9 protein-coding genes are annotated in these 13,940 nt (G+C 40.7%); 6 read left to right on the forward strand and 3 right to left on the reverse strand.

Annotation, left to right across the window (positions count from 1 at the left end; all coding sequences use genetic code 11):
• The first annotated feature begins 281 nt into the window (after positions 1–281).
• From J8L98_RS15350 to J8L98_RS15370, 5 genes are all read left to right on the forward strand, one after another.
• Positions 282–1,676 carry a TolC family protein gene (locus J8L98_RS15350; protein WP_210997155.1) on the forward strand — a complete coding sequence of 465 codons (1,395 nt, stop codon included), beginning with the start codon at positions 282–284 and terminating at the stop codon, positions 1,674–1,676.
• A complete protein-coding gene (locus J8L98_RS15355) occupies positions 1,669–2,916 on the forward strand; it encodes an efflux RND transporter periplasmic adaptor subunit (RefSeq protein WP_210997156.1) in 1,248 nt (415 codons plus the stop codon). The genes J8L98_RS15350 and J8L98_RS15355 overlap by 8 nt, the downstream gene beginning before the upstream one ends.
• Positions 2,913–6,017, forward strand: coding sequence for an efflux RND transporter permease subunit (locus J8L98_RS15360; RefSeq protein WP_210997157.1), 3,105 nt, complete (start codon positions 2,913–2,915; stop codon positions 6,015–6,017). The genes J8L98_RS15355 and J8L98_RS15360 overlap by 4 nt, the downstream gene beginning before the upstream one ends.
• A gap of 187 nt (positions 6,018–6,204) precedes the next feature.
• Entirely contained in the window at positions 6,205–6,642 is a 438-nt protein-coding gene (locus tag J8L98_RS15365; protein ID WP_210997158.1) for a hypothetical protein, read from the forward strand.
• A gap of 11 nt (positions 6,643–6,653) precedes the next feature.
• Positions 6,654–7,691, forward strand: a complete 1,038-nt coding sequence (locus tag J8L98_RS15370) for an acyltransferase (protein ID WP_210997159.1) — start codon at positions 6,654–6,656, stop codon at positions 7,689–7,691.
• A 290-nt stretch (positions 7,692–7,981) separates the two neighbouring features.
• Here the strand turns inward: J8L98_RS15370 and J8L98_RS15375 are convergent, their stop codons facing one another.
• From J8L98_RS15375 to J8L98_RS15385, 3 genes are all read right to left on the reverse strand, one after another.
• Positions 7,982–8,797 carry an ion transporter gene (locus J8L98_RS15375; protein ID WP_210997160.1) on the reverse strand — a complete coding sequence of 272 codons (816 nt, stop codon included), beginning with the start codon at positions 8,795–8,797 and terminating at the stop codon, positions 7,982–7,984.
• Between the two features lie 213 nt (positions 8,798–9,010).
• Complete coding sequence (locus J8L98_RS15380; RefSeq protein ID WP_210997161.1) at positions 9,011–10,666, reverse strand: alpha/beta fold hydrolase; 1,656 nt, start codon at positions 10,664–10,666, stop codon at positions 9,011–9,013.
• Positions 10,667–10,906: 240 nt separating this feature from the next.
• Complete coding sequence (locus J8L98_RS15385; protein ID WP_210997162.1) at positions 10,907–11,899, reverse strand: helix-turn-helix domain-containing protein; 993 nt, start codon at positions 11,897–11,899, stop codon at positions 10,907–10,909.
• Positions 11,900–12,015: 116 nt separating this feature from the next.
• Between J8L98_RS15385 and J8L98_RS15390 the strand changes: the two genes are divergently transcribed.
• On the forward strand, positions 12,016–13,914 hold the full coding sequence (locus J8L98_RS15390) for a beta-ketoacyl synthase (RefSeq protein WP_210997163.1): 1,899 nt from the start codon (positions 12,016–12,018) through the stop codon (positions 13,912–13,914).
• The last annotated feature ends 26 nt before the right edge of the window (positions 13,915–13,940 follow it).

The following is a 13,940-nucleotide window of genomic DNA, read 5'->3' on the forward strand; positions in this document are numbered from 1 at the left end:
TTATAGCATCATATCGATTGTTTCTTATGGTTATTTTTACCAGCCAGTTTCCCTTTGTTGTATATCGTATTCATAACTAAACGGCACTAATAGTGCTTGTATTTTTCCCTGAATACTTAGAATAATCAGGTCAAATCGTATGCTTTTTACTGCTAGAGAATAGTCTAAGTTGAGCAATATTGAATGTAAGTCTTTGTAAAGTTTGTTGAGACTTGACGATTAAGCAAATTACACTAGAAATAACTAATTAGCGTCTTATAAACTAACAGGAAAGAATTATAATGCTAAAAATAACCGCAGTCAGTGTCGCGGTAGCAATAGTGTTAACTGGGTGTACGAGTACGTTTGATATTTCTCCCGATTATCAGCAAAATTTGGTAATTCCGAGTGCATGGCAGTACCCACAAACTTTACAACCAGTTGATTTAAACTGGCTGGAACAGTTCTCAACATCACATTTGCATCAGTTAGTTGACATCGCCATAGAAAATAATCGCGTACTCAAGCAGCAACAGCTGGCGGTCGAATCAGCAAAGCAGCAGCTTATTGTCTCAGGTAGTGCTTTGTGGCCCTCTCTCGATATGTCTTTGGATAGTAGCCGCCGGAAAAATGCCTCGTCAGGTACCACTGGAAATAGTCACGCATTAGACTTAACACTGCGTTATGAATTAGATGTATGGGGTAAACTCTCTGCTGGCGAACGCAGAGATAATTTGTCGTTGTTAGCACAGCAAGAAACTTTATCTCAGCATACCTATGACTTAGTCGCCAAAGTTGTTATAGCATGGTTCTCGGTCATTGAATCTCAAGGTCAGCTCTCGTTGCTACAAGAGAGAGTGGAGTTGGCGAAGCAAAACTTAGATATTATTGAGAATGGTTACAAACAAGGCTTAAATAATGCTTTAGATGTGTATTTAACACGGAATGAGCAGAGTAATGAAAAAGCCAAGTTAGCCAGTCAAAGTGCGTTAAGTGTGCAAAAAAAACGCGAATTAGAGCGTTTATTGGGGCATTACCCAGCAGGTCTTATTGAAGTAGAAGCAACGTTGCCGGTCATAGATTCGGCATTACTATTGGGTTTACCTTCAGAGCTTATTCGTCGTAAACCTGAACTGCGTGCAAGTTGGCATCAACTGCTAGCGCAAGATGCTGCGCTTGCGTACGCTCATAAACAGCGCTTTCCAAGTCTTAATTTAACCGCGAAATACGGGACGAGTAGTGATGACTTGGCTGATTTATTGTCGTCTTCTAGTGTGGGGTGGTCGTTATTATCTGGTATTACAGCGCCGTTATTTAATGCGGGAAAATTGGCCGCCAATGAAGAAAAGGCGCGAATTGAATTACAGGTAACAGAATTATCTTATCTAGAAGCACTTCATCACGCTTTTGAACAGGTAGAAAATGGCATCACCAATGAACAGTCATTGCAACGCCAATACGAAAATACCTCTGCTGCTGCAACAAATGCCAAGTTAGCTGAGCAATTATCTTTCGCGCAATATCAAAAAGGCTTAGTGTCGTATACAACCGTATTAGATGCTCAAAAACGCTCATTTGAAGCGCAAAGTGGACTTATCTCAATTAAGAATCAAATCATTAAAAATCGCGTAGAGCTACACTTAGCACTTGGCGGCGATTTTCAATCAGGACAGGTAAAAGGCACAGTCAATGAATAAGAGAAAACGCATTTTATTGCCAGTCGCAGTATTGGTTATATCGGTTGCTGCAATTATGTTGATTGTTAATAACCCACCAAAGAATAGTCGTTCAAAAAGCAAACCTCAAGCGCAGATGTTGGTTGAAATTGAACAACTTCAATCTAGCGAGTTTACCTTGAACATTGCCAGTTATGGCGTTGTAAAACCGAGAACTCAGAGTATGTTGGTTGCGCAAGTCTCAGGTGAAGTGAGTTACATAAACGATCGTTTTAGAGATGGTGGGTTCTTTGAAAAAGGAGATGTGTTGCTGCGTATTGACGATAGAGATTACCAAGCAGAAGTAAAAATATCACAGGCGACTTTGCTAAGTGCAGAGCAGGCTCTATTAGAAGAACAGGCACGCAGTGAGCAAGCGAAGGAAGATTGGCTGCGTTTAGGTAATGGTAGTCAAGCCAGTGAGTTGGTTTTACGTAAGCCACAATTGGCAGCACAACACGCTAATGTACTGTCGGCACAGGCTAAATTGGAAAAAGCGCAGTTGGCTTTGGAGCGTACATCTGTTGTAGCGCCATTCTCAGGCCGAGTATTATCGAAAAAAGTCGATTTAGGTCAGGTTGTGTCTAGTAATGGCCAAATAGCTGAAATTTATGCCATAGACTATGTTGAAATAAGACTACCAATTAATAACCGTGATTTGGCGTTTATTAATTTACCAGAACGCTCTAGAGAGGGCACCCATAATGGGCTCGAAACCCCAGTGACCTTGACCTCAGATCTGGTAGGCACCCAGCAATGGCATGGGCAAATAATCAGAACGGAAGGGGCTATCAGTGAGCAATCTCAACAATTGTATGTTGTTGCTCAAATTGAAGACCCCTATTCAGTGGACAAAATGGCTGGATTTTCGATTAAAATTGGTCAGTATGTTAATGCGCAAATCACCGGAAAAACCCTCAGTAATGTAATTATAATCCCCAATAATGCCATTTATCAGGGCAGTTATGTGTATGTGTTAAATAACGATAATTTACTGATGAGAAAGGACGTTCAGTTAGCTTGGCAAAATAAAGAAATCGCCATTGTAAAATCGGGTTTAGACGCAGGCATGCGTTTGGTAACAACGCCGCTTGGCCAAGTGAGTTCAGGGACTAAAGTGGTGGTTATTAATGATAACAGTGAACCTCATATTGCTGATAAGCGCAAAACAAAGGGTGATAGACAAGAGCGACGAAACAACGCACCAGGAGCTGACTTATGATTGCATGGTTTACACGAAATCATGTGGCGGCTAATTTGCTGATGATTTCAATTTTGCTCGGAGGGTTGTTCTCAGTCTCAACACAAATACCATTAGAGGTGTTTCCTTCATTTGAAACGGATCGAATTAGTGTCAATATGTCGCTTCGTGGCGCCACCCCTGAAGATGTTGAACAGGGTGTTGCTATTCGTATTGAAGAAGCTGTACAAGACTTAGAGGGTATTAAAAAAATATCGAGTCGCTCAGCAGAAGGCTCTGCGTCCGTTACAATAGAAGTGGATACCGGCTACGATGCCAGAGACATGTTGGCAGATATAAAAAGTCGAGTAGATGCGATAAATACCTTTCCCGCAGATGCGGAGAAACCGGTGATCTCGTTGGCACAACGCAAGCGAGACGTTATTACGGTAACGGTTTCGGGAGACTATAGCGAGAAAGAAACTCGAGAGCTTGCTGAGCAAGTCAGAGATGATTTGTTGCGTATTGATGGTGTGACACAAATTGAGCTGGATGGTGTGAGAGACTATGAAATTGCCATTGAAGTCAGCCAAGACAAACTCCGGCAATACAATTTAACCATAGATCAGGTTTCTAACCTGATCGCGAGCTCTAGTGCCGATGTATCGGCCGGTAATTTAAAATCATCAGGAGGCGATATTTTATTACGCTCAAAAGGACAAGCGTATCGTAAAGATGAATTTGCACAGATAGCCATTAAAACCAATGCGGACGGTTCTGTGATCCGTTTAGATGATATTGCTACCATTTTAGATGATTTTGAAGAAACACCAGTCAGAACACGCTTTAATGGTAAACAAGCTGCATTTATTGAGGTATATAGAATTGGCCAGCAGAGTGCCATTGAAGTCGCGGATAAAATAAAGGCTTATATTGAAAGCCGTCAAGATACTTTGCCTTATGGCTATGAGTTAAGCTATTGGGATGATGATTCTACCATTGTGAAAAATCGTATCTCAACTTTGACCTCTAATGCAATGCAAGGCGGGATTTTGGTATTGGCTTTATTAACCTTGTTCTTGAGACCTGCGATTGCTTTTTGGGTTTTTATTGGTATACCGGTGTCTTTTATGGGGGCTTTCTTAGCGATGCCATTCTTTGGTATCACACTGAATATAATGAGTTTATTTGGATTTATTCTGGTGTTAGGTATCGTCGTAGACGATGCAATTGTAACCGGAGAAAATATTTATACCCACCTTAATAGTGCTGAATCAGGTGAGCAAGCCGCCATCCGTGGTACGACTGAGGTGGCCACTCCGGTGACTTTTGGTATTTTAACCACCGTGGCGGCATTTTTACCGTTGGCTTTTATTGACGGAGCAAGAGGTGCTTTGTTTGCGCAAATTCCTGTTGTGGTTATTCCCGTCTTGTTGATGTCTTTGGTTGAATCTAAGTTTGTTTTACCTGCTCATCTTAAATATCTTAAGTTAAGAAAAGAAAAGGGAAAAGTAAGTCGCTTTAGTCAATTTCAACAAAATTTTGCAGATGGGTTTGAACGTGGAATCTTAAAGTATTACCACCCACTTTTAAAGCGCGCGGTCTCCAACAAAGGCGTAACATTAAGCGCCTTTATTGGGGTCTTTTTCATTATTATTGCGCTGATCAGCAGTGGTTGGACTAAGTTTATATTTTTCCCGCGGATCCCCAGTGAAACCGTCAGGGCAAATTTGACCTTGCCAACGGGAACCCCCTTTGAAGTAACGGCAAAATATATCGATTTAATGTCTGATAAGGCGCAGATATTAAAAGATAAATATAGAGATCCTGAGACCGGGGAGAGTGTAATAACGCATATTTTGGCAACCACAGGGGGACGCGGCGGTGCTGGTAATGTGGGTAGAGTACGTTTTGAGATCACACCACCAGAGACACGTGCATTGAATATTGGCTCACGCGCATTAGTCAGCGAATGGCGGCAGCTCATCGGTCAAATCCCAGGGGCAGAAAGCTTGACGTTTAGAGCTGAGATTGGTCGTTCAAGTGATCCAATTGACGTTCAGTTAACGGGGACTTCTTTAACTGTGTTGAAAGAAGTGGCAAATAAAGTGAAGGAGAATCTCAATACTTATCCCACAGTGTTCGATATTGTTGACAGCTTGAGCGATGGTAAAGAAGAGTTACAAATCGATTTGACTGAACAGGGGAAAGCGCTTGGGTTAACTCGCACAGATGTGTCACGTCAGATCCGCAGTGCATTTTTTGGTGCTCAGGTACAGCGAATTCAGCGTGGTCGAGATGATGTGCGCGTGATGGTGAGGTTACCCTTAACTGAGCGCAGTAACTTAACCACCCTCAATGATATTCTCATTAATACACCAAATGGACAAACTGTTCCGCTTAGCCATATCGCCAAGCTAACGCCGGGGCAAAGCCCTTCGAGCATTTATAGAATCGACAGATATAGAACCGTGAACGTGACGGCAGACATTGAAAAAGAAAATACCAATATGACCGTGCTGCAAGAGGAACTGAAAGTGTACTTAGATCAATTGGTGATCCAGTACCCAGGTGTCAGTCATTCATTAGAAGGCGAAGCAAAAGAGCAGCGAGAGTCGTTTAGCTCATTAGGCTGGGCGTTACTGTTTGTATTTTTTGTAATTTACACGCTGTTGGCTATCCCATTTAAATCTTACTTGCAGCCTCTTATTGTAATGAGTGTCATCCCTTTCGGCATGATAGGCGCGGTGGTAGGTCATTGGATCATGGGAATGGAGCTAACGATAATGAGTTTATTAGGTATGTTGGCACTGATAGGCGTTGTCGTGAATGATTCATTGGTATTGGTGGATTACATCAATAAGCAACGTCAGCGAGGGCTTGATACAATGACTGCAGTACTGAATGCGGGCGCCGCTCGGTTTAGACCTGTTATGTTGACCAGTATCACCACTTTTTGTGGTTTGATGCCGCTATTATTCGAGCAGCAAACACAAGCTCAGTTTTTAATACCCATGGCGGTATCTCTTGGGTTCGGCATTATTTTCGCCACACTCATTACCTTAATTTTGGTGCCGGTAAATTACCTATTGACGGAAAAAATGATTAGCTTCTCGGCCCGTTTAAGGGCGCACCCAGTGTAGAATTATGCCGTGTCACAAAATAAGTAAATAAGGGCACATAAATGTGCCTTTATTTTTTATGAGTGCTGCTTTTTAATCTAACTTTTTGATTATAAATCATAAATGAATTAATATTGGGGTGTTAAAAATCAATGTGAGAATGGGCTTTGTTGTGCTCATTAAATATACTAATAAGGAAATTATACAATTGAAGTATTTACTATTTATCGCTGTTTTTTTTCTCAGTGCATGCAGCACGCCTAATGTTTCTAAAAATGTGTACTTTACCAATGTGATGGACATTATAGCTTTGAGTGAAGGAAACACACCAGATGGGCTAAAAGGGACATTTCAGCTCCCTATAAAAGCATCGGGAACGCAACATCGCACGACTTATTTAAATACTGAATTAGATTATCGAGACAGAAGAAATATCTCTGTGTCACTTCACCCAAAAGTCATACGTGACTTTATTGCAAAATTTGGTGCTCACCCTGAAAGCTACTTTATTAATAAAACCATATTAGTTACTGGAGAGGCAAAACGGGTGAAAATATACTTTGTATCGAACGGTAAGCTTACTGAAAAATATTATTTTCAAACCCATATCCAAGTGGGTTCACTGTCGCAAGTTAAAGTCGTTTGAAGATATCAGATATGCAGATCAGGAAATTAAATACGCTTCGAGGACTCGCGGCACTGATTGTTTTTTTTACTCACTTTAGTGATATAACGCATTGGCTTGATGGGGCTTTAGGTGGTGGCGCTGGTGCATATGGTGTCATGCTGTTTTTTTTACTTAGTGGCTTTTTGATGTCTTATTTGTATTTAAATAAAGCTTTTACAAAGTCAAACATCAAGCACTATTTATTCGCACGCTTTGCGCGGGTATTACCGCTCTATTTTGTGGTTGTCCTTAGCGCGTATTTTCTAACGGTATCTGGCAATGATAGTTTATACCACATACCGGACTTCAATTCGCTATTAGGCCATTTGCTCTTGGTCTATGGTGAAAGTGTATTTTGGTCAATACCCGTTGAAATTCAGTTTTATTTTATTTTTTTGATCTTTTGGTTTTTCGCGAATCAAAGAAGTGGATATATTTATGCATCTATTGTTGGTGTAATGGTTTTATTATTTCTTACCAACTTTCCAAGGCTATATGGTGAGATCTATGAGATCCCTTATAATATCTTTAATGTATTGAGATCCTTACCTTACTTTTTCGTAGGAGTGATTTTCGGCATGCATTATCACTCCTTTAAGGTTCCAGATTATTTAAGAAAGCATGGTTTTATACTGGTTCTAGGCCTGATCCCACTTATGTATCCTGAGTTTTCATTTGTTTCTTCTGATGCAAAAAGAAGAATGTGGCTGAGCTATGAAGTTTTGTTTGTGATGAGCACGGTGTTTTTTTGTATTGTCTTTTTGGTTCCGAATAACAATATATTGTTAGCAAATAAATTGGGGGATTTTTTGGGGAAAATATCTTACTCATTATATTTGTTGCATATGCCCATTATTGTAAAGGTGGATCAATTTACGCTATCGGTGGAAATGAAATTACTGGTGTCTTTAGTATTAAGTATCTGTGCGGCGTATGTATCATATCGATTCTTTGAAAAACCACTAGCAACGCAAATAAGGCAAGCTGCTAATAGGGGAAATCACCCTAAAGGTAGTATGGCGAGTTAAACAGTACATTTTTATGATGATGGCGGGAATTTGCTCTCAAGTTACGATTGCAAAAAGAGCGAGGTGTACACCTCGCTCTTTGCATTCGTTTATCTAAGTAACCTCAGGTTTGGATATGGGTTTTGGAATAGAAAATGTTTTGAAAACAAACTTATGTACAATCCAATGATGATATTTTGTTCAATATCAAGGCGCTTTTATACAGTAATAGCGGGCTATTACAAATGAAAGCAACGCTGAGAGTGAGAAAAATAGCTTTATTGGGCAAATTCGCTTATCCAGAGCTGAGGTTAAATATCTTTGCGATTTTCGGATTGCTGCTGGATCAGCTTTTTCAACTCCTGAATTTCACTGTGCAGGTCTTCTATGGTGGGGATATTTTTAGCTGACTCTTTTTCTTGGCGCATTTTTGCACGTTCATCTTCCATTACATTGACCACAATGCCGATGACCATATTCAAAAATGCAAATGCGGTAAAGAAGATAAATGATAAATAAAATACCCAAGACATTGGATAGACTTCCATTGTTTCATACTGAATATCAGTCCAGTCTTCGAATGTCATTATTCTGAACAGCGTTAACATAGATATCGCTATATCGCCCCATAACTTAGGGTTTATGTCATTGAATATAAAGCTGCCAATCGCTGCGTATATGTAGAAAATGATGAACATTAATAAGATCACATACCCTAGTTGTGGCAGTGCTTTTATCAATGAATTTATAAGAATTCTTAGCTCGGGGACCACAGATACCATTCTGAGTACGCGGAATACTCTGATCAACCTTGCCAATAAGGCCATTTCGCTGTCGTTGATAGGCACTAAGCTGATAGCAACGACCAGAGTATCAAAAACATTCCAGCCTTTTTTGAAAAAGCGCTTTTTATCGTCATCAGCAATAAAGCGGACAGAGATCTCGAAAAGAAAAAAGAGGGTGATAAAAATATCGAGTACATGGGTGATTGAAATTGCAGTGTTGGGTAATGAAAAAGTTTTTGCACCAATCTCTAGTGCGGAAATGATGATCACTGCAACAACGGTGAGCTCAAATATTTTGTTGTTTTTTAGATTGTTCAGATTTAATTTAATAGTTTCGTACATATGCTGCCAGTTAGTTCAATAGTATGGTTTAAACGCGGCATGATTATATCCTAGTTAAGTTTCAACAGGTGTTATGATTTCTGAAAAAAGTGTTACAGAGGATTTTTAGCACGCTATAAAGTGATTGCTGAAGACTTATAAGGTCATGTAGCTGATTGAGCTCATCTGATCCGATAATGAGAAGAGCCCATAAAGGTAAGTTGATTGATTTAATTAAAAATCGGCCAGTCGTAAAAATGTATCGCGTGCTTGTATATAGATATTCGGGTTACTGTTTTTTAATACGTTTAAATCATGTAATGATTGCGTGATAGCGTTACCGTTAAATGCCTCTGAGCTGCCAAAGATGACTTGGCTTTCAAATTGTGACGCTTTAAAATTTAAGCCTTGTAGGTCTTTGATACAACTGGTGTCTGGTTGTGACCACAAGTGATTGATAAAGCTTTGCATAATATCTACACCACAAGTATTGGCATTTTCTTTGGTGCTATGTGATACAAAGATCACCCCATGCTCTGTTTCTGGTAATTCAACATAGCGCTGATTACTGCTGGTAAACGCACTTTGGACAATGGGTATATAGTAATGGGGCGTTTGTGGGTCTAAATCACCATTGAGCACCAGTGTCGGCATATAGTGCTGTGTTGGCTGGTAGGCATAGGGGTCGATATAGCGATTTCCCCATACTTGTTTATCAATATGTTTTTGGTAAAGAATATATTCTGGAATACATGAAATCGCATCCTTACAATATTCAAGCTTTGTATGAATATCACGTTCGTTGTAGTTGATTTCATTTTGTACAATAAGTTTCGATACGATTGGGGAAGAGTCAAATGGGTCTTTGGCAGCCAATTCAATAAACTGCTTGCCTGTACCTGTAAACATAAAGCGATGTAGGTTATTGAGTGCAATCACGTCACTCGTGTTACATCGAGCTAGTCTGTGATACATAGGGATGAGTATTTGCTCAACAGAGCGACTTAATGCAATCAGGGATATAGCTTGTAGTTCAAAGCGCTTAAAATTTGTCGCGGGGCAGTGTTGACCTGAATAAACTTTGTTGACTAACGTTTTGAGCTCATCGAGTGAACTGAGACTTAATTGTGAGCGACAAAAGTCGTCATTTTGGCAATATGTAAACATATCGGCGAAAATATCATTGAAGTTTTCATCCCATGAATCAAGACCAAATTTTTCACCCGGTACGACTGAGTCTAAAATGATCCCCTGTGCGCCTGTTGGTGCGATTTGACTAAACCTTTGTGCCCACAACGTACCGTATGAAGCGCCATAAACGTAACTGGGCAGCCAATCAATCGTTTTACTTTTGGAGATCACATAATCAAGATCTTTTGCAGCAGAGGTCGTGGTGAATTTGTAAAGGCCTTCACCCCATTGCTGGTGGAGCTCGTCAAAGCAGGCTTGTGAATACGCTGCGTAATCAGCGGAGGGTGGAGTTGTGCATGCTAAGTGTGTTGACCACCCAACACCACGATGCTCAATGACATATAAGTCGTAGTCTTGGGTGAAATGGTTGAGGTTAGTTTCAAACTCTTTAACGTAAAAACTTGCTGAGGCACCAGGCCCGCCTTGTAAAAACCAAATTTGACCTTGGCTATTACCAGATTTTGCAGGGTATTTAGATACTAGAATGTCTATTTTTTTAGCATTGGGCGCTTCCCAGTCCAAGGGGACTTCAGCCAAACTACATAAGTTTCTATTGTCGTAACTTTTAAATTGCGTGGGGCAATTGCCCCACTCAAAGTCAATATATGGGTTGTAAATGGCTCTTTCCGATGGGGTTGCCCAGATACTGAATGTACTGATCAGACTCAAAATAGCGAGTGCTATTGTTAACCGCTTCATGGTTTCCTTCCTATTCACGTTGTAATTAAGTGAGCTATATATAACGATGATTACTTCGAAAAATAACAGGAGGTAAACGCCGACGTATTACCCTTGCACTTTTGAGCTGCAAACAGTCAAAAATGCATTCGGTAAGTAAGACATGGGCAACACTCTATACCAAGGGTATGTTCTTGGAGTAATAAGCACATGAATTCAATCTTGTGATCGTACGTTGACCTAAAAAGGAGTGCTTATCGGTTAGAAGAATAATTTTTTTCTGACTATTTTTCTGTATTCGCTTGGTGTTTGCTGAAGTCGAGCTTTGAACACACGTGTTAATAGTCCTTGTGCATTAAATCCAACAGAGATTGCAACGTCTTGAATTGAAAGATTGCTATTGGCAAGCAGCTCTTTGGCATTTTCTAATCGTAGTACTTGTAAATAATCAGCAGCCGTTTGCCCTGTGGCTGCTTTAAAGCGGCGATTAAAGGTTCTGTAACTCATATCAAACTGTTTGGCTACGTCGGCCAGAAGTATATCGCTGGCGAAATTGTGTTTCAGCCAAAATTGAATGGCTGCGATTTGTTCATCAGGATGTTTATCAACGGCACCTTCTAAATAGCGTTGTTCTTCATAAGGCTTGCGAATTTCATGAGAGAAGTTTTGTTGCACGTGGTTGGCTGCAGCCACACCATAGAGTTGTGAAATTAAATGAACAATCACATCTGCTAACGCATTTAGGCTGGCAACGGTGTATATACGTTCAGACTGTGTAATGAAAAAGTCGGGTTTTAAGTTTACTAGAGGGTAGTTACGTTCAAATTGCGTTGCGTAATGCCAGTGAGTCGTCGCTGGGTGGTTGTTCAACAGTCCAGATTCAGCTAAAAAGCATACTCCGGTACCAACGCCAATAATGGTTCCACCTTGTTGCCATGTTGATGCCAGTTGTATCGCAATGTCATTATGGCGCCTAAGTACGGGTCTTGGGTTACGCCAAATACTTGGCACGATGACATAATCTTGCTCAGCCAGCATGTTTAAATCACCATTTGGACTGAGCTGCATTCCCAAATTATTTTCAATTGCTGTGTCGTGTTGAGCAAGCCAATTGAGTTTTAAAGGTCTAAATTTGGGACCTAAATGCCGCTTAGCATAGGCTTCTCCAGCTCGGAGCATTTCGGCTGGAAGTGTGACACTTGTGAACAACATATGTTCATATAGTGTAAATGCGATATTTATTGGTTGCTTCATCTGGACTGACCACTCAAGTTTGGCGAGTATTGCACGTTATTTGGCTTATATTATAAAATTTTTTATTCTCTTCCAACTAGAATCAAGTTATTAGCGGTTATTAAGACAAGAATATCATGACAGCATTACCAATTATTGTAGGCATGGGCGGTATCAACGCTGCAGGCCGAACATCTTTCCATCAAGGGTTCAGACGTATTGTTTTAGATAAATTAGGCCAAAAAGCCCGTCAAGAGACCTTTTTAGGTTTGGCGACTTTGATGAACCTAGTAAAATATGAAAATGACCAACTCGTAACGCCTGATGGTGAGGTAATAGCTGTTACCGATATCGAGAGAGTGCTCGGTGAACAAATTAAAGCTGGCACGTTGATTCGAAAAATAGAAAAAAACCATTTTGATGTTGATGCGACCCATTGGCAGCAAAAATTGGCAATTAAAGTTAATAGCGAAGAAGGTTTACGTTTTACGTGCCGCATTAAAGACTTACCAAATCCAATTCCAACGTCATGGCAAGTGACTGAAATAGACAAAAAGACTGCAAATGTGGTCGTGCCTGATCAACTCGATGTTAAGCATGATAGCTATCGAGATAATCCTATTAAAGCTGCCGGTCAATTTCCGACAGGGTTCGACCCAGCAATAATGTACAACAGTCGTTATCAACCGCGAGGATTACAGGCGACCATTTTTGCAGCGACAGATGCAATTCGCTCAACAGGATTAGATTGGCAAACAGTTATGAATAGTGTTGAGCCAGACAAAGTCGGCACGTATTCGGGGTCGATTGCCGGACAAATGAATGATGAAGGGTTTGGTGGCTTGGTTCGCAGCCGTATGAAAGGAGAGCGTGTTAGTACTAAACAGTTGGCACTGGGTTTAAATACAATGTCGACTGATTTTATTAATGCGTATGTAACCGGTAGTGTGGGTACCACATTTACAGCGTCAGGTGCCTGTGCAACATTCTTATATAATTTGCGTGCTGCGGTTAATGATATTCAAGCTGGGCGTACTCGAGTTGCAGTGGTAGCCAGTGTTGAATGCGCGCTGACGCCTGAAGTTATTGAAGGCTTCGGTACGATGGGCGCGTTGGCGAATGAAGAAGGCTTACGTAAACTTGATAATACAGATACTGCCGACCATCGTAGAACCAGTCGCCCATTTGGAGATAATTGCGGCTTTACGATTGGAGAAGGTGCACAAGTTGTTATTTTAATGGATGATGCGTTGGCGCTTGAACTGGGCGCAGACATAATGGGATCGGTTGTTGATGTATTCGTTAATGCAGACGGTGTAAAAAAATCCATTACGGCTCCAGGGCCTGGCAATTATATTACGATGGCAAAATCGGTCGCGTTGGCAGAGCAAATAGCTGGACCAGAAGCATTGCGAGAGCGCAGCTTTATTTTAGCGCATGGTTCAAGTACCCCACAAAACCGTGTGACTGAGTCTATGATTTACCATAAGGTTGCTGAAGCATTTTCTATTAATGGTTGGAAGCTGGCTGCACCAAAAGCGTTCGTTGGCCACACAATAGCCCCAGCAAGTGGTGACCAATTAGCGATGGCATTAGGAGTCTTCAGTCATAATATTATGCCGGGTATTACCACAATCAGTAAAGTAGCTGATGATGTGCACGCTCAGCACTTAGATATTCGCACCGCCCATTATGAGTGTGATCCCATGGACATTGCATTTGTTAATTCAAAAGGGTTTGGTGGTAATAATGCCACTGCAACCATATTTTCGCCGACTCAGACTAAAAAGCTGTTAAGTAAACGTTATGATAAAAGTACTTGGGAGCGTTATAGCGATAAAGTAACGCAAACACACGCACAGCAAGTTCAGTATCAACAAGCTGCTGATTTAGGTCAATACGAACTTATTTATAAGTTCGGCAATGGTATGCTGGATGAAACAGCACTCAAGATAGAAGCTAATGAATTAACACTTCCGGGCTTTAGTAAGGCAGTGAAGCTCAATGTAAATAATCAATATGGTGATTTAAAGTAACCTTTGAAGAACTATGTTAAGCAAAG

Origin of the sequence: Pseudoalteromonas sp. MMG013 (assembly GCF_018100885.1) — a bacterium.
Taxonomy (GTDB): Bacteria; Pseudomonadota; Gammaproteobacteria; order Enterobacterales; family Alteromonadaceae; genus Pseudoalteromonas; species Pseudoalteromonas aurantia.